The following is a 17,434-nucleotide window of genomic DNA, read 5'->3' as shown; positions in this document are numbered from 1 at the left end:
AAAGCTTGCATGATTAAGTAAAACACAATTATGTAAAGTAAATTAGCAATTAAAACTACAGAGTATAGTTTTAACCAAGGCTGTTTGGTATCGTTTTCTTCGTTAGAATTCATACTTAATCGTTTAGTTTTCCGGTGTTTTCAATATTATCTTTACCAAGTGAAAGCATGTTTGCAAATAGGCGATATGCACCAGAAACTCCTTCGGGAAATTCTCTAAAAAAACTTAAACCTGTATAAATGTAATTGCCTTTGCCATATTTAGCTACTAATAAACTTCCTTTTTTTGCCGATTCTTTTTTATCGTGCATGGATAAAATAGGAGTAAAGGCTTTGTCCCACTTACTAGGGAAATATAAACCGCGTTCTTGAGTCCAACCTTCAAAATCTGAGGCAGTTATTTTATTTGGGTAATTTAATACCTCGTGTTGGGGAGCTAAAAACTTAACTTCAGCGTTTTCATCTGTAACTCTATCTCTAGAAATTTCTAGATTATAAGGTGCAATTTGTTCTGTTTTTAAGCGGTGGCTGGTATTGTATTGTACAATCATATTACCTCCGTTTTTAACAAAATTAAATAAGGTTGCTTGTTTAAATTTTAATTCTTCAACAGTATTGTAAGCTCGAATTCCAATAATTACGGCATCAAAATTACTTAATGTTTCGGCAGTAATTTCATTAGGCTTTAAAACACGTACGTTATAACCAATTTGTTGTAAGCTTGCAGGAACTACATCGCCAGAGCCTTGTATGTAAGCAATGTTTTCGCCACGTTTTTCTATATCTAACCTAACAACTTTTGTTTTGCTTGGTAGTAAAACTGTTTGGTAAGGAATATGGTCGTAACTTATTTCAATAAGTTCTTTGTTATAAGTTTTGTTATTAATGTGTAATTCTGGTTTTAAATAACCTTCGTTTTGATTTTTTGGAGGAATTACAGTAAATACTAAAGTTTGCTGTTCTCCTTTACTTTCAATATTTACTTTTTGTTTTTGCGGATAAACGTTCCAGTTTTCTGGATGTTTAATTTCTAAAAATCCGTCTATTTTATTTTGACCTGCTTTTACGGTAACCGAAATGTCTTTTTGATTAGAATCGTTGAATATGATTACTTTTTCTTGAATTTTTACTGAAGCTTCCGGAATAATTTCAAACGGACGATATAATTCGCCTTTATCTGGTTTTGCATAACGCTGAATAACAGGTTTAGTAATAGTAATTGGCGTATTATTAATTAACAGATTAAAATCTACGTTGTAAACGCGAGGTGTTTCGGGTAAACCAATTAAATGTTTATCATCAACTTTATACATTCCTAAAGTACCATTTTTGGTGAGCCAGTAGGGGGTTGTTGGTTCTTGATTCTCGTTTATTTTTAAAACCTCTTTAAAAGTGTATGCTATATTGTTTTTTAGCTGAATGTCTTTTGAAATGCTTTCTGAATTATCCTTTTTTATGCTAACTAAAGTTATTGGTGTATTGCTCCGGTTTAAGACTTCTAAATTCATTGTAACCAAACCGTTTGGTGTTGCCCAATTGGTATCTGCTGAAGCTTCCAAATACAAGCCAGAACACATTTGTATAATATCTTTTAATGCTTTTGTTTTAAGGTTTTTCCAATGTTTATCTTCAATGTTTTGAAGTAGTTTATAAGCTTCAACTAGTTGTGGAATATGTTGTGATGGGTTATTGAAATTGAAGTTGTTTTCAATGTCATATAAAATATTACCAATAGCTTCTCCACCTTTAATTCTATTCCATGATGTATCAATGCCTTCAAATACATTTTTAGAGCCATTTAACGGTTCTCCTTTTAAAAACTCTATATATTCTTCACTGGAACCTCTACTTGACAAACGCCCAAAACCTTGACATAAATGTTGACTTCTAGAGATTGCTGCAATTTCATTATTTGATAGTCCTTTAAACGGATAATACACACCAACATCTAAACTTAGCATATTACTTTTATCTAGTTTATTAAAAGCTTCTCTGCTGCCGTAACGCCACCAACTTGTGTTATAAAATAAACGCTTAGGCTGCCAAGGTGAGGCCACTTCATTTAAATTTGAATATGTAGAAGCATCTCCAGCTAAATCGAAAGCCTCTACACTTAACATTGCAGAGGTTGTGTGATGTCCATGTGTTGTACCTGGAGTTCTATGATCAAAACGATTTATTATAACATCTGGTTTAAACTTTCTAATAGCTAAAACAACATCGCTTAAAACCTGGTTTTTATCCCAAATTTCAAGAGTTTCATCAGGGTGTTTAGAATACCCAAAATCGTTTGCACGTGTAAACATTTGTTCGCCACCATCTACACGACGTGCAGCTAAAAGTTCTTGTGTGCGCATAACGCCTAAAAGTTCGCGTATTTCAGGCCCAATTAAGTTTTGTCCGCCATCGCCACGCGTTAACGATAAATAAGCAGTTCTGGCTTTTTCATGATTGGCCATATAGGCTATTAAAGCTGTATTTTCATCGTCTGGGTGTGCAGCAATATACAATACAGAGCCTAAAAAATTAAGCTTTTGTATAGATTCGTATATAGTTGTAGATGTTGGTGTTTTGGGTTTTTGAGCCGAAGTTATAGCACTTGAAAACAGTAACGTTATACTTAAAAATATAAGCTTTCGCATAGCATGTATTGGTTTGATAGCTACCAAATATAAAAAAGAAACCAGCAGAAATGCTGGTTTTAAAGTTTCTTTAACGATTTAAAGCATTAATTATTAAATACGTTTATAGCTTATGTTTTTTTGATCTGGCTCTGCAGGTATTAAAGGTTGATTTTTATTAAAGAATAATTGTTGAATAGAGTCCATACGCTTCATCATACTTTTAATTTGTTGGTCTTGACTTGTAAAACCATCAAAAAAGAAGTTTTTATGATTAAAACTACCAGTTATGGAATCGGTTTTAAAAAAATCATCGAAAAATGAATCGCTAAAAATAGAATGATTTTTAAAATGTTGCTGAAATTGAAGTTTAAGGCTATCATTAATTTTATTACCAGAAGAATAGCTATACGAATAAATAGAATCGTATTTAATTAAATTACCAAATTCATCATACTCCTTATTTACTTGTACGTTTTCGTTGGGCTTAAGTTGGGAATCTGATTTATTTTGCTGTTTTTCTTGCGCAGAACAGCTAAAGCATAGTAAACATAAAATTGGAATAACTTTAAGTGTTTTCATTATTTGTACATTTTAAATTAAACAAATTTTAAAAATTCATTTTCAAAAAATATACCAAATGAAAAAATGACAGTTAAAAATTTAAAGCCATTTTTTTCGTTTAAAATAGTATAGCATCCCTGCAATAATAACTATCATTACAGCCCAAACAATAAAGTATCCGTATTTATAATGAAGTTCTGGAATATATTGGAAATTCATACCATAAATACCAGCTATAAATGTTAGTGGAATAAAAATTGAAGCCATTATGGTTAATACTTTCATGACCTCATTCATTTTATTACTTATGGATGTCATGTACATATCCATTAAACTCCATACCATTTCTCGATAAATTTCAATATTTTCTGAAACTTGAATTAAATGATCGTAAATGTCTCTGAAGTAAGTAATTGTTTTTTGTTGGATTAAGGTGTTTTCGGTTTTTTCAATACGGTTTAATAATTCACGCAGCGGAAATATTGCTCTGCGCACACGAAGAATTTCTTTTTTTAAATCTCTTATGTTTTTATTAGCATCTTCATCTACATTCCCAGCAAAAATTGCAGTTTCAAAATCTTCAATTTTATCCCCTAAAATTTCAATAACTGTAAAATAATGATCTACAATAGCATCCATTAATGCATAAAGTAAATAGTCGGCTTGCGATGTTCTAATTCTACCTAATGCTTGGCGTATTCGTTCTCTAACACTATCAAAAACATCACCTTCAGATTCTTGAAATGAAAGTACATATTCTTCGCCTAAAACAAAGCTAACTTGTTCTGAAACTATGGTGTCGTTATCATCATAATACAACATTTTTAAAACCACAAAAATGTAATCGTCGTACTCATCAATTTTTGGGCGTTGTGAGATATTAGCAATATCCTCTAAAACAAGCGGGTGTAACTCGTAGTGTTCTCCAATTTTTTCAATAGTTGCAACGTGGTTTAATCCGTTAACGTTTATCCAGGTTATCGTACCGGGTTTAAAGTTAAAGCAGTCTTGTACATTGGTAAGTTCTTTTTCTATACAGATTTCTTCGTTATAATCGAACGATTCAATAAATAATTTTTGATCTGGTTTTTTTCCAGTGTAAATAACACTACCAGGAATTTGTCCAATACTTTTTTTAGAAAGTAAATTCCGTTTTTTTTTAGTTATACGTTTTTTGGGCATTTTTAATTAAAAAGTAAATAAAATTAAATAGCATCGCCTTCATCATCAATATCATTTGTCATTTCAACAATGGCATCTTTTTCTACTAAAGTTACTGGTTTTTGTAAAATAAGGTTGTTAGGGTATGTAACTAAATCGCCATTTTCTAATCTTAAAATTAGCTGAAAGGCTCTAATGTCTTCAATAATTCCTTTTTCAGGAAAATCGCTGTCATGGATTTTTATTTTATCCCCTACTTTATATGGGAAGTTAAAGAACATGATTACACCAGAAGTAATGTTACTTAAAATAGACCAAACGGCAAATAATGCAATACCTAAAACTGTAAAAATTGATGAGAAAAAAAGAGCAAGTTGCTCTAATTCGGTACCAAAAATAAAAGCTTCAATAATTAATGCAATTAGTATTAAAGTAACTGTAATGTAGCGTCTAATTAATCTTATTCGTGCATCATTTATACCGTTTTTAATGGCGATTTTTGTAACAGTAAAGGTTACTAATAGTTTTATAATAATAATAGAAGCTAAAACTATAGTTGAAATTATTAATTCACTTTTATATTCGTTTAAAATCATATATTTTATTTTAGCTGGAGTTGTTCACGAAGCACCTCGTTTGTTGTGCTTTTTTTATTCCAATAATCAGATTTTAAGGTTTCAAGTTTTGTGGCTGTGGTGGTCGAGCCATTAACAGTTTCTTCCCAACTTAAAATATCGAAAGGAAAATTGGAGTTAAAATTAATTATTAATGTTCTGTTTAATTCTGGGTATGTTAAAGTATATGAATTATTTTTTAGAACAGCATTTGCGTTATAAGCTTTAATTTTATAATGATTAAGTCTAGTAGACTCTAAAGAAGGCACAATTTTTAAATTACCTGTGGGCAATGTTTTTGGGTTAATACGTAATTGTGTCCATAGTTCATTTTCAAGAATAGTTTTTTCTATAGAACTTGTATAATCTGCTTCCGACTCAAAGTACGAATGCGTTGTAATTTCAAAGTCGTTTTTATTATTAAGTTGGGTGTAAACGTGTCCGCACCATTCTTGTATTGAAGTTGAAACTTTTAAAGCGTGTTGGTTGTTTGCAACAGGGTAAAAGGTGCTCTGCATTATGGAATAAGGGTAAATTCCCGTTACAAATTTTTTTGTAGCATTTAGTTTTAAAACGGGTATGTTTTTAGGGTTATACTTATCTGCTTTTACTTGTTTATTAGGTAAAAAGTCTTCGGTTACATATACTAAAATAGCTGTACCTTCTCGAAGTTCGCCATATCGATATTGTTGCAATTTATACGATGAAATTTCTGCTTCATTGGCATACCAATATGTCTTAAAGTCTTTTGAAAGCGGTTGTTTTGGTTTTGTAATGTTGTTAACAGAGTCTTTAATTTTTTTTGAATTTATTACTGCCGCTAATTTTGTGGTATTTTCGGTTTCGGATTTGCAAGAAGTTAAAATAACAAAAAGAAAAATAAAACCAGAAAGTAATTTTTGATGTTTGTTTAAAGAGAAAACCATAATTTTTTTATTTAAAATTACGAATAATTAAGCTGCAATTAAAGCATTTAACGTTTTATAAAGAAGGTTAATAGGTAATCCCATAACATTAAAATATGAGCCTTCTAGTTTAGTAACACCAATTTGTCCAATCCATTCTTGTATGCCATAAGCGCCAGCTTTATCAAATGGTTTGTAGGTATTGATGTAAAAATCTATTTCGCCATCTGTTAAAGGTTTAAAGGTAACTTTGGTAACATCAAAAAATGTTTTTTGGGTTGTAGTTGTTGTGCAACTGACAGATGAAATAACTTCGTGAGTTGTGTTGCTTAAAGATTTTAGTGTAGCAAAAGCATCATTGTAATCTGTGGGTTTTCCTAAAGCTTTGTTATTATGCCACACAATAGTATCACTAGTGATTAAAATATCGTTTGATTTTAATTCTGATTTATAAGGTAACGATTTTAATTCTGCTAGATAATTACTAATTTCAAAATGAGTTAATTTATTAGGGTAATCTTCTTTTATGGGTTTTAAACGAATTTCGAAATTAATTCCTAAATCCTTTAAAAATTGTTGTCTTCTAGGAGAGCCAGAAGCAAGTATAATATTATGGTTTTTAAGTTTATCTGAAAGCATTATGTTAAAATTACATACTTATATAAAAGTAATGAAAGTAAACCAAAAACCATGACTATTTTATATACTTTGCTAAGGTGAGTATAATCTGTTTTTGTTTGTGCGCTTAAAGTTTTTATGCAAATGTAGAGTAGTGGAGCTACTACAAAAACTAAAAAATATATAACTGCAAATGTATGTTTATAAAGCCTGTTATTAATATGAATAATAATAAGTATAAGTGGTACAAAATTTAAAATTGATAAAATATACTTTGTGTTTTTTTTACCTAGTATTATAGGAAGTGTTTTCATGTTCTGATTTAAATCGCCTTCATAATCTTCAACATCTTTAGCTATTTCTCGTAATAAATTAATAGTAAATGCGAATACAGAATATTTAAAAATAATTTTGAAAAAGGCTATCTGAATAACCTTGTTATCTGGAGTTAAAGCCGGAAGTAATTCAAAAATACCCACTATTAAAATACTAAAGCCAACTAATATAGAAATTATCACATTTCCTATAATAGGTAATTGTTTTAAGTATGTGGCATACAAATAAAGTAATACAGATATAATTATAAATAATGAAAAAAAAGGAGGTTTATTAACAATATACGATACAAAAAAGCCACATAAAACACCTAAAATATTAAGTATAATAAAGGCATTAAAAGCCCATTTTTCAGAAATAATTTTGCCAATAATTACTTTTTCTGGTTTGTTAATTGTATCGGTGTTAACATCATAAATATCATTTATAATATTACCTGCCGCAGCAATTAAAATAGTAGCTAATATTAATAGTAAATTACCAAATGTATTCAAGCTAGTTAAAACACCAAAAGGTTGTAAAAATGCATATTTAATTAACAGTTGTGCTAAAATTAAAATGATTAAATTTTTATAGCGTACTAGTTTTAAAAATGCCATAATTTAAGCTTTATTCATAATGTTGGTGACAAGAATTTTTAAAAAAACTAAGAAAATAATAAGTAAAAAACTGGCAAGAATATAAACTCTAATACTCTTTCGTTTTTCAGATTTTCTAATTTTATTCTTAATAGTTTCTTTTTCTTCTTTGGTGAGTTTTTTATGAAGAAAATCTAGCTCAAAATGTAAATGAGTTTCGCTATTTAATTTATCTTTTAAACTAGAAAAAGCACGCCTAGAACTTTGGTTAAAAACACTTTGATTGTTGCCAAAGCCACTATAACCAAAACCATTACCTATGCGCCTGCTAGTTCTTTTCAAATTTTAATCGTTTTTAGCCGAGAAATTTCCAGCCCATTTGCCTTGTACTTTTAAAACTTGCTCGATAACATCTCTAGCAGCGCCTTTGCCACCTTTTTTATGAGAAATGTATTTTGCTACATTTTTAACCTCCGGCACAGCATCTTGTGGGCAGCATGGTAAGCCAACAACTTCCATAACAGGAATGTCAGGCATATCATCACCCATATAAAGTACATTTTCGGGTTTTATATTCTTTTTAACAAGATAATCATTTAGCTGATTAATTTTTTCGTGTGCATTTAAGTAAATATCTTCTACACCTAAACCTTCTAAACGTTTTTTTACACCTTGGTTAGTTCCTCCAGTAATAATGCAAAAATTAAACTCATTTTTTATGGCGGTTTTAATGGCGTAACCATCTTTGGCATTCATACTTCTTAGTAATTCGCCATCATCGGTAACTAAAACCATGCTGTTGGTTAAAACACCATCAACATCAAAAATAAAAGTAGTAATATGTTCTAAATATTCTTTATAGCTTTTTTCTTCCATGTGTTATTTGAATAGATTCGGTTAAGAGTTTATAAATGTCTTTATGATGTTCGTTACTTAATAATTTTAAGTGATTTTTTATGGTTTTTTTATCATTACGCTTTGCAGGGCCAGTTTGTGCCATGTAAGGCGAGTGGTCTTGCACTTTTAAAGCTGTTTCTAAAATTAGTGGTTTTAGTAAATCGAATTCGGCACCTTCACTTTCTGTAATTTCATGAGCTACACGATATAATTGATTGGTAAAGTTATTCACAAAAACGGCAGCTAAGTGTAAAACACCACGTTGGCTACTATTTACTTTTTTGGTTGGGCTACCTAAACTTATAGCAATAGCTTTTAGGGTGTGATAACAAGGTTTTTCAATGGTTTCAATACAAATAGGTACGTTTTCAAAATCTATTTTAGCATCTTTACTAAAGCTTTGTAAAGGGTAAAATACACCGCGTTTATGTTTTTTATCTAAATCGTGAATGTTTACACTTCCAGAGGTGTGCACAACTAATCGGTTATCAAAGGGTAATTGCGATGATACTTCCGCTACAGCGTCATCGCTAACAGCTAGAATGTATACATCTGCTTCATCAAGTTGTTTTAAATCGTCTGTAATATTTACATTGTTTTTAAACGAACTAATATGGTTTAAATTTCTACTATACCATTGTTTTACAATAACTTCTTTGCTGTTTTGTAAAGCTTTAAATAAATGAGTGGCTACGTTGCCAGCACCTAAAATTACTACTGAAATCATAAAGCAAAAATAGAAATAAAAGAATAATAACTATATAAAACCTGTATCTTTGTTTAATATGGATAAACCCGATTTGCAAAACAGAAAAGATGTGTATTTATTAGTGTCATCGTTTTATAAAAAAGTAAAAAACGATGAAGTTTTAGCGCCTTTTTTTCATGTAATTAATGATTGGGATGATCATTTAGAAAATTTAACCAGTTTTTGGGAGTCGAGTTTGTTTTTAAAAACGAAATATTATGGCAACCCTTTAAAAACGCATATTCAAATTGATGAAGATAATAAGCATGTTATAAATCAAGAACACTTTGGTTTATGGCTAAATTTATGGTTAGAAACTGTTAATGAGTTATTTGAAGGTGAATATGCAGAAATAGCCAAAAATAGAGCCCGAAAAATGAGTACATTTCTTTACATGAAAATTTTTGAAGCTAGAACGGTAAAGTGATTTAGAGGTTTACCAATAGTAATTAAAAAATTTACTTCTAGTACATAAAAGTGTTTATTTATCTGCAATTAAGTGCCGTATTAAGTTAAATTTAACACCCGCAAATAAACATAATTGGTTAAATTTGCAAAACCTTTAAAAAAAGGGTGAAATTATGCAAAATAAACTAGCCAAAATTCTCTTTTCAACACGTCTTACCGCCATTTTATTTATTGTTTTTGCCGCTGCAATGGCAACAGGTACATTTTTAGATGCCGGACAAGAAACATCTCCAACGCCATATACACGAAATTTAATTTATAACACCTGGTGGTTCGAAGCTATTATGGTATTTTTTGTAATTAACTTTGTTGGTAACATTAAGCGTTATAAACTTTATAAAAAGGAGCAATGGGCTACTTTTATTCTGCACATAGCGTTCATTTTTATTTTGTTGGGTGCTTTTGTAACACGTTACACTGGTTTCGAAGGTATGATGGCCATTCGAGAAGGAGCAACAGAAAGTTCATTTTTATCAAGAGAAACATATATTACTGCCTTTATTGATGGTGATTATGAAATAGATGGTGTTCGCCAAAGGTTAACCGTTCAAGATAAAGTTGATTTTTCAGGAAGAATGGATAACAATTTTAGTATTGAAACTAAATACAACAATCAGCCAGTAAGTTTTGAGCTAGAAAAATTTGTTGTTGGTGCAGAAAAAGATATTGTGCCAGATGAAACTGGAGAATCTTACTTAAAGCTAGTTGAAGCTGGACAAAACGGGCCACATAATCATTTTTTAAAAGAAGGTCAAGTAGCAAGTATACACAACATACTTTTTGCATTAAATAAGCCAACGCCAGGTGCCATAAATATTACAAATTATGGCGATTCTTTAACTATTAATTCTCCTTTTGAAGGTGAGTATATGGTTATGGCAACTATGGCACAGGGAAAGTTAATTAAAGATACCATACAACCGTTAGCATTAAGAGCTAGATATGTAATTGGTAATATGCAAGTGGTGTTTCCTAAACCTGTAGTTAAAGGCGTGTTCGATGTGGTTAAAAAATCAGAGTTATTTAAAAACGATGAAGATGGTGTGGTTTTAAATGTTACTGCAAACGGAGAAACCAAAAAGGTGGGATTAATAGGAGGAATGGGAACCAATAGTAAATTTGAGCAAATTGAAGTTGGAGGATTAGAAATTGCTTTAAACTATGGCTCGAAAGTTTTAGAATTGCCATTCTCTGTGAAGCTAAACGATTTTGAAGCTGAAAAATATCCTGGAACCGAAAAGCGCTATTCTGCTTATTCAAGCGAAGTTACTGTTATTGATGAGGGAGCCGAAAGTTTCGACTATAAAATATTTATGAATAACATTTTAGATTATAAAGGCTATCGGTTCTTTCAATCTGGTTTCGATCCTGACGAAAAAGGAACAATACTATCTGTAAACCATGATTATTGGGGAACTATGATAACCTATTTTGGTTATTTAATGTTGTATTTAGGCTTAATGGCTATTTTATTTACTAAAAGTTCGCGTTTTGGCGATTTAAAAAAGCAATTAGATAAGGTTAAAGCCAAAAAAATAAAAGCCGCCACTATTTTATTATTATTTGTTGGTTTACATGGTTTAGCTCAAGAACATTCTGCTAACGATGGACATAATCACAGCACGCCACAAAAATCAAGTAAAGCTCAAATTGACTCGCTTTTAAAGGCTAATGTTTCTCCAAAAGATCATGCTAATGAGTTTGGACATTTGGTAATTCAAGATTTAAGTGGCCGTATGATGCCTGTTAACACTTATGCTTCAGAGTTGTTAAGAAAGTTAAGTAAAAGTGACACCTATGAAGGTTTATCGGCAGATCAAGTATTTCTTTCAATGCAAGAAAGTCCGGTATTTTGGTACAATGTGCCCATTATTTATTTGCGTCCAATGGAAACGGATTCTTTAAGAACTATAATTGGTGTACCTAAAGAAGGAAAACATTTTGCTTTAAACGATTTTATAAACGAAGATGGTTCATATAAATTAAGTCCATATTTAGAGGAAGCTTACAGTGCTGCTATTCCTAACGGATATCAGAAGAAAATAAAAGAAACAGACGAGCGTGTTACTTTACTCTATAATACCATTCAAGGCGCATCTTTAAAATTATTTCCAATACCAGAGGATGAAAACAATAAATGGATTTCTTCCTACGAATACAAATTAGGTGCAGTTCCTATACAAGATTCGCTTTATGCCAATTTTATAAAAAATGGTTTAGAGGTATACTTATATACCTTAAATCAGGCTAAACAAACAGGCGATTTTTCTCAAGCTTCAAAAATTGTGGAGTCCTTTAAAAAAACTCAGCAAAAGTACGGTGGAGAGGTTATGTTAAGCGATAAAAAAATTAAAACTGAAATACTTTATAACAAATACGACATTTTTAAGAAGCTGTTTAGTTGGTATATGTATGCAGGTACATTAATGTTTATTTTAATTATAATTCAAATATTTAAAGATAAAAGCAAAGCATTAAACCTATCGGTTAATATTTTTAAGTTTATTATTTATGGGATTTTTATTTTACACACAGCTGGCTTAATAGCACGGTGGTATATATCTGGACATGCGCCATGGAGTGATGCTTACGAGTCTATGATTTACGTAGCTTGGGCAACTATGTTTTTTGGTTTAGCCTTTGGTAGAAAAAGTGATTTAACTTTAGCTTCAACAGCATTTGTTACTTCAATGATTTTAATGATAGCACACTGGAATTGGATGGATCCTGCCATTGCTAACCTACAACCAGTATTAAATAGTTATTGGTTAATGATTCACGTAGCGGTTATAGTTGCTAGTTACGGTCCATTTACTTTAGCTATGATTTTAGGTGTTGTGTCACTATTTTTAATGGCATTTACCAATAAAAATAATAAAGCTAAAATGGATTTAAACATTAAAGAACTTACAATAATTAACGAAATGGCTTTAACTGTTGGTTTAGTTATGCTAACTATTGGTAACTTTTTAGGTGGTATGTGGGCTAACGAAAGTTGGGGACGTTACTGGGGGTGGGATCCTAAAGAAACTTGGGCTTTAATTAGTATTATGGTTTACGCTTTTGTAATACACATGCGTTTGGTTCCTGGTTTACGAGGCCGTTGGATTTACAACTTATTATCTATTGTAGCTTTTGCTAGTATAATGATGACTTATTTTGGTGTTAATTTCTACTTAGCAGGTTTACACAGTTACGCAAGTGGCGACCAAATTGTAAGTTTAAAATTTATTGGTATAGCTTGTGGTATAGTTGCTATTTTAGGTTTTGTTAGCTACCGAGGCTATGCAAAGTATTATAAAAAATAGAAATTAAATTAAGTCTTTTATATAGTTAAAAGTAACGCCAAATATAATGGCTAACCCAAAACTAAGTAAGGTTCCAATTAAAATATATTCGGTTAATTTTCGGTCTTTGGCCTTAGATAAATCTCCGAAACGAAACACCGATTTTGCAGCAATTAAAAAACCAATACCTTCCCAGTGTTGGGTAATTACAAATGCAAATACAAATAAACGCTCGAGCATGCCAATATAAGCTCCAGCTTTTTCTAGCGAAGCTTCTTCGGTATATTCCTTTAAATCCCATTTAGAGATTATGGTTTTCATAATTATTAAAGATACATAGGTTATACCAATAATAGATGTAACGAATAATAGAATTTCTGTTTTGTAAAATAGTTTAAAATTAAACGTTACTGGTTCGTATATTCTTAAAACAAGACCTAAAATTATAATATGCGCCAATTGGTCTAAGCCAAAAAGAAGTCTTGAATTTATTTTAGATTTTAAATTGAGTTTAATAACGTCAATTATATAATGACTAACAATAATTATTAAAATTCCTAGCCAATATTTAAAATTTGCTTGAAGCACAAAAAGTAAAGCGCCTAAGTGAACTAAAATATGAAAATACAGGTATTTAGATTTATGCTTGTAAGCTTCCTTATGTGTAACCCATTTTTGTGGTTGCAGTAAAAAATCACCAATAAAATGAGCTAGAATTAATTTAATGGCTAAGGCAATCATAGTTGTTGTATTTGGTTTTTGTAATAGTCTAGAAGTTTTAAAATCTCATCAAAACCACCACGTTTAAGGCCTTCACTAATATTACTTTGCGATTTTTTTAGTAATTCAGCCAGTTCGTTTTGCTTCATATCAGGGTTTTCTAAACTTGTTTTTATTATTAATGATGAAATACTAGTCCAGTTATTCATGGTAAGTTGTGCTAGTTCTAACATAAGGTTTAAAGTTATATCGAAATTTTTAAACCTAGATTTAATAGCTAAAGTATTTTTCTTTAAACTTTCAAAACATTCACCAGAATTTATAAAAGCAGATCCATTTGATTCTGTAATTTTATAAGAGTCATAATTTTTTTCACCTAAACCAATAGCAAGTCTAACATCAATATTTTTATATTGTTTAATAGTGGATTTTATTAAAAAACTGGCAAAAAGAGCATCTTCAGGTTTAACTTCTAATTGAAAACTATCGCCACGAAAAATTTCCCATGTTTTGGGTGTTTTACCAAAATATAGTAGGCAAGTTTTAAGTGAATTTAACCATTGTTCAGGTTCACTTTGCCTTGAATTTATAATATCGCCAGTAATTATAGCTATCATTTTTAATAGTATTTATTCAAAAATATATTATTTTTATCAGATAAACAAAAATATCCTTTAATTAAAAGATATTTAATATTATCTTTTTTTTAACAGATATTTTAAAATGAATTTTTATATTTAAAATAATAAATTAAAATATAATTATATGAAGTTATTTAATGAGTTTAAAGAATTTGCTGTAAAAGGAAACATGATGGATATGGCCATAGGTATAATAATAGGTGCCGCCTTTAACAAAGTTGTAGATGTTTTAGTTAAAAAAGTATTTTTACCACCTTTATCTTTATTAACCGATGGTGTAAACTTTCAAGATAAGCGTATTATATTAAAAGATGCCGTAAATAATGTAGATGGAACAATAAAAACCGAAGAAGTAGCTATTGGCTACGGTGCTTTAGCTGAAGCTGCTGTAGATTTTTTAATAATTGGCTTTACTGTGTTTATTATAGTTAAATTTATGAATCGGTTACGAAATAAATCTCACGACTCTAAAGACGAAACTGTGGTTACTCCAAAAGATATTGAGTTACTATCTAAATTAACCGATTTAATGGAGGAGCAGAATAAGTTATTACAAAACAGTACTGTTTTAACAGATAAAAGATAGTAATACCTTTAGTTTATCGAAATTTTCATACAAGAAGCATAAATTTTTAAATTAAAAGTTATTTTTAAACCCTCAAACTATTAAATCACACCCAAATTATTATGAGGAAAATTACTTTTTTATTGTTATTATTTATTAATACAAGTATTTATGCACAACAAGAAATAGACACTTTAAGCTTTAATTTAGAGCAGTACCAAAAAACCATGGATAGCATAGATAATAGTTTTAACTATGGTTATGGTAAAATAATATTAGGCGATAATTTAGCGGAGCTTAATGTGCCCGAAGGTTTTAAATTTTTAGATGGTATACAAGCACAACGCGTTTTAACCGATTTATGGGGAAATCCACCAAGCACATCCTTAGGAATGTTACTGCCTGAAGATATGACTCCAATGCATGATAATTTTACTTATGCTGTAGAAATTATTTATTCAGAAGAAGGTTATATTGATGATGATGACGCTGATGATATAGATTATTCAGATTTATTATTAGAAATGCAAAATGATGCGGTAGCAGAAAATGAAGAGCGTGTAAGATTAGGTTACCCAGAAATTGAAATTGTTGGTTGGGCTTCAGAACCATATTATGATGCCGAAAATAAAAAACTACATTGGGCCAAAGAATTAAAATTTGAAGACACAGAGGTTAATACATTAAACTATAATATTAGAATTTTGGGACGTAAAGGGTATTTAAATTTAAACGCCATTGGAGATATAAATATTTTAGATACCTTTAATAAAGACAGGGAAAATATTTTAAAAAGTGTAGAGTTTACTTCGGGTAATAGATATTCAGATTTTAACCCAGATATAGATGAAGTAGCTGCTTACGGTATAGGAAGTTTAGTCGCTGGTAAAATTTTAGCCAAAGCCGGTTTTTTTGCTGTAATATTAAAGTTTTGGAAGTTTATAGCTATTGGAGCCGTAGGTATGTTTGGTGCCTTTAAAAAGAAACTTTTTGGAGGCGGTAATGATAAAGATGCTTAATTTTTAAATTAATCATAAAAACAGAAAAGAGGGCAGAGGCTCTCTTTTTTTATTTATTTACTAAAAAAAAAATTAACTATAAGCCTTTGGAAATCTAAAAAATACACTTTTAAGTAACTATGTGAGTTTTTTGTAAGCTATTGTTTGTCAGAGTTTTTGGTTTTATTTTCGCATAAATTAAAATACATTAACAATGAAAATACGTTTAAGATTAATAGCGTTATTATTTTTTACAATAACTTTTTGCAATGCACAAAATCAAATTAAAAATTCAAATTTATTACCAAAAACATACCCAAAAACATTTTCTCATATCGGAATTACGGTTCCTGATATTGATGAAGCTGTAAAATTTTATACTGAGGTTATGGGTTTTTATGTTATAATTGAACCTACAGTTATAAAAGAAGAAAATAAAACAGCAATCGGCAAAATGTGTATTGATGTATTTGGCAAAGGTTGGCAATCTTTTAAAATAGCTCACTTATCTTCTGGAGATAAAATAGGTTTTGAGTTATTTGAATTTAAAGAAAGTAAAGAACTTAAACCAAATTTTGAACCATTTAGAACAGGTTTGTTTCATTTTTCAGTGCAAGATCCAGATGTTGAGGGACTTGTAAAAAATATAGTTAAAGCAGGAGGTAAACAAAGAATGCCAATACGAGAATATTATCCTGGAGAGAAACCTTACCGTATGTGCTATGTAGAAGATCCATTCGGAATAGTTTTCGAAATATATTCACATTCCTATGAATTACAATATTCGCTAGGAGCCTACAAATAATTTTATTTGATTATTAATATGAACTAGCCTTCAAAATTTTTAAATTAAAAATTTTTGGAGGTTTAGTTTTTTTTTAAGTTACGCGTATAGATGAAAGAAGTATACACTAATTTTAGATATTAAAATTACGTATTGATTTTAAATATAGTACGTTATATATATTTATTTAGAACGCTTAATTTATGGTAAGCAGTTTTAAGGAATTATATTTTTTATTTTGTTGTATGTAATGTCGTTAAAATTGTTAATAACTAAATCTGCTAAACTGTAATCTTGATTTTTTGAGTTAAAACTGTCGTAACCAATACAAAAAATATTTGCAGCATTAGCTGCTTTTATGCCATTAGTAGAATCTTCAATAACTAGGCACTCTTCATTTTTAAAACCTGTAGACTCTGCGGCTTTTATAAAAATTTCTGGATGTGGTTTGCTTTGTTTTAAATCGGCACCACTAAATTTAGCCGAGAAGTATTGATTTAAATCAAAACGTTCAAATATTTGATTTATACTTGGCATTGATGCCGAAGAAGCTAAAACAAGCTTTAAACCATTGGCATGATAATTTTTAATTAGCTTTAAAACACCATCAATAAGTTGTAGTGCGTCATCATTTTCAAAAATATTTTTGTAATGTTTTCGCTTAAGTTTTACCAGTGTTTCTGGAGCTTCATTTAAATTAAAAACTTCACATACTTGTTTGCAAACGTTAAGTGTAGATTGTCCTGTAAACGATTCGTATAACTCTTTAGATACATTGGCGCCAACATCATTAAACATTTTATGGTAAGCTTTATGGTGTAAAGGTTCGCTATCAATAATAACACCATCCATATCAAAAATTACGGCTTTAAGCATAATAGTTTTTTTAACGAATATATATGAATTTGAAAAGGCTTCCTAAATTTCTTT

At 30.0% G+C, this 17,434-nt stretch carries 18 protein-coding genes; 5 read left to right on the top strand and 13 right to left on the bottom strand.

Annotated elements, in window-relative coordinates; genetic code table 11:
• Positions 1-115: 115 nt before the first annotated feature.
• The 10 genes from LG649_RS03005 to LG649_RS02960 form a co-directional block, all read right to left on the bottom strand.
• A complete protein-coding gene (locus tag LG649_RS03005; RefSeq protein WP_226540751.1) occupies positions 116-2,641 on the bottom strand; it encodes a PIG-L family deacetylase in 2,526 nt (841 codons plus the stop codon).
• 93 nt (positions 2,642-2,734) lie between these two features.
• On the bottom strand, positions 2,735-3,202 hold the full coding sequence (locus LG649_RS03000) for a hypothetical protein (protein WP_226540749.1): 468 nt from the start codon (positions 3,200-3,202) through the stop codon (positions 2,735-2,737).
• Positions 3,203-3,283: 81 nt separating this feature from the next.
• Entirely contained in the window at positions 3,284-4,366 is a 1,083-nt protein-coding gene (gene corA / locus LG649_RS02995; protein WP_226540748.1) for a magnesium/cobalt transporter CorA, read from the bottom strand.
• 23 nt (positions 4,367-4,389) lie between these two features.
• Positions 4,390-4,941, bottom strand: coding sequence for a mechanosensitive ion channel domain-containing protein (locus LG649_RS02990; RefSeq protein ID WP_226540747.1), 552 nt, complete (start codon positions 4,939-4,941; stop codon positions 4,390-4,392).
• Between the two features lie 5 nt (positions 4,942-4,946).
• The gene (locus LG649_RS02985; protein ID WP_226540745.1) at positions 4,947-5,885 is read right to left on the bottom strand and encodes a septum formation inhibitor Maf; all 939 of its coding nucleotides are present in this window, start codon (positions 5,883-5,885) and stop codon (positions 4,947-4,949) included.
• 27 nt (positions 5,886-5,912) lie between these two features.
• The gene (locus LG649_RS02980; RefSeq protein WP_226540743.1) at positions 5,913-6,503 is read right to left on the bottom strand and encodes a Maf family nucleotide pyrophosphatase; all 591 of its coding nucleotides are present in this window, start codon (positions 6,501-6,503) and stop codon (positions 5,913-5,915) included.
• Positions 6,503-7,417 carry a geranylgeranylglycerol-phosphate geranylgeranyltransferase gene (locus tag LG649_RS02975; protein ID WP_226540741.1) on the bottom strand — a complete coding sequence of 305 codons (915 nt, stop codon included), beginning with the start codon at positions 7,415-7,417 and terminating at the stop codon, positions 6,503-6,505. The genes LG649_RS02980 and LG649_RS02975 overlap by 1 nt, the downstream gene beginning before the upstream one ends.
• 3 nt (positions 7,418-7,420) lie before the next feature.
• The gene (locus tag LG649_RS02970) at positions 7,421-7,738 is read right to left on the bottom strand and encodes a hypothetical protein (protein ID WP_226540739.1); all 318 of its coding nucleotides are present in this window, start codon (positions 7,736-7,738) and stop codon (positions 7,421-7,423) included.
• A gap of 3 nt (positions 7,739-7,741) precedes the next feature.
• The gene (locus LG649_RS02965) at positions 7,742-8,272 is read right to left on the bottom strand and encodes a KdsC family phosphatase (RefSeq protein ID WP_044632030.1); all 531 of its coding nucleotides are present in this window, start codon (positions 8,270-8,272) and stop codon (positions 7,742-7,744) included.
• The gene (locus tag LG649_RS02960; RefSeq protein WP_226540736.1) at positions 8,253-9,020 is read right to left on the bottom strand and encodes a Rossmann-like and DUF2520 domain-containing protein; all 768 of its coding nucleotides are present in this window, start codon (positions 9,018-9,020) and stop codon (positions 8,253-8,255) included. Before LG649_RS02960 ends, LG649_RS02965 begins: the two co-directional genes overlap by 20 nt.
• Positions 9,021-9,078: 58 nt before the next feature.
• Here LG649_RS02960 and LG649_RS02955 point away from each other — a divergent pair, with 58 nt between their 5' ends.
• Both LG649_RS02955 and ccsA read left to right on the top strand, forming a co-directional pair.
• The gene (locus tag LG649_RS02955; protein ID WP_044632028.1) at positions 9,079-9,468 is read left to right on the top strand and encodes a group III truncated hemoglobin; all 390 of its coding nucleotides are present in this window, start codon (positions 9,079-9,081) and stop codon (positions 9,466-9,468) included.
• Positions 9,469-9,622: 154 nt separating this feature from the next.
• Positions 9,623-12,817: a cytochrome c biogenesis protein CcsA gene (gene ccsA / locus LG649_RS02950; protein ID WP_226540734.1), complete on the top strand. Its 3,195-nt coding sequence runs from the start codon at positions 9,623-9,625 to the stop codon at positions 12,815-12,817.
• Positions 12,818-12,820: 3 nt separating this feature from the next.
• On the opposite strand, the gene LG649_RS02945 is transcribed toward ccsA, so the two are convergent.
• Both LG649_RS02945 and LG649_RS02940 read right to left on the bottom strand, forming a co-directional pair.
• Positions 12,821-13,537 carry a DUF3307 domain-containing protein gene (locus tag LG649_RS02945; RefSeq protein WP_226540725.1) on the bottom strand — a complete coding sequence of 239 codons (717 nt, stop codon included), beginning with the start codon at positions 13,535-13,537 and terminating at the stop codon, positions 12,821-12,823.
• Positions 13,534-14,133 (bottom strand): SatD family protein, encoded by a 600-nt coding sequence (locus LG649_RS02940; protein WP_226540724.1) that lies wholly within the window; start codon positions 14,131-14,133, stop codon positions 13,534-13,536. The genes LG649_RS02945 and LG649_RS02940 overlap by 4 nt, the downstream gene beginning before the upstream one ends.
• Before the next feature lie 148 nt (positions 14,134-14,281).
• Here LG649_RS02940 and mscL point away from each other — a divergent pair, with 148 nt between their 5' ends.
• From mscL to LG649_RS02925, 3 genes are all read left to right on the top strand, one after another.
• Complete coding sequence (gene mscL, locus LG649_RS02935) at positions 14,282-14,743, top strand: large conductance mechanosensitive channel protein MscL (protein WP_226540723.1); 462 nt, start codon at positions 14,282-14,284, stop codon at positions 14,741-14,743.
• 101 nt (positions 14,744-14,844) lie between these two features.
• Positions 14,845-15,741: a DUF2167 domain-containing protein gene (locus tag LG649_RS02930; RefSeq protein ID WP_226540722.1), complete on the top strand. Its 897-nt coding sequence runs from the start codon at positions 14,845-14,847 to the stop codon at positions 15,739-15,741.
• A 193-nt stretch (positions 15,742-15,934) separates the two neighbouring features.
• Positions 15,935-16,525 (top strand): lactoylglutathione lyase family protein, encoded by a 591-nt coding sequence (locus LG649_RS02925; protein WP_226540721.1) that lies wholly within the window; start codon positions 15,935-15,937, stop codon positions 16,523-16,525.
• A 195-nt stretch (positions 16,526-16,720) separates the two neighbouring features.
• On the opposite strand, the gene LG649_RS02920 is transcribed toward LG649_RS02925, so the two are convergent.
• Entirely contained in the window at positions 16,721-17,380 is a 660-nt protein-coding gene (locus LG649_RS02920) for an HAD family hydrolase (protein ID WP_226540720.1), read from the bottom strand.
• Positions 17,381-17,434 lie beyond the last annotated feature (54 nt).

It is taken from the genome of Neotamlana laminarinivorans (genome assembly GCF_020523925.1).
In the GTDB taxonomy this organism is placed as follows: Bacteria; Bacteroidota; Bacteroidia; order Flavobacteriales; family Flavobacteriaceae; genus Neotamlana; species Neotamlana laminarinivorans.
This window is presented reverse-complemented; position numbering and strand designations above follow the sequence as displayed.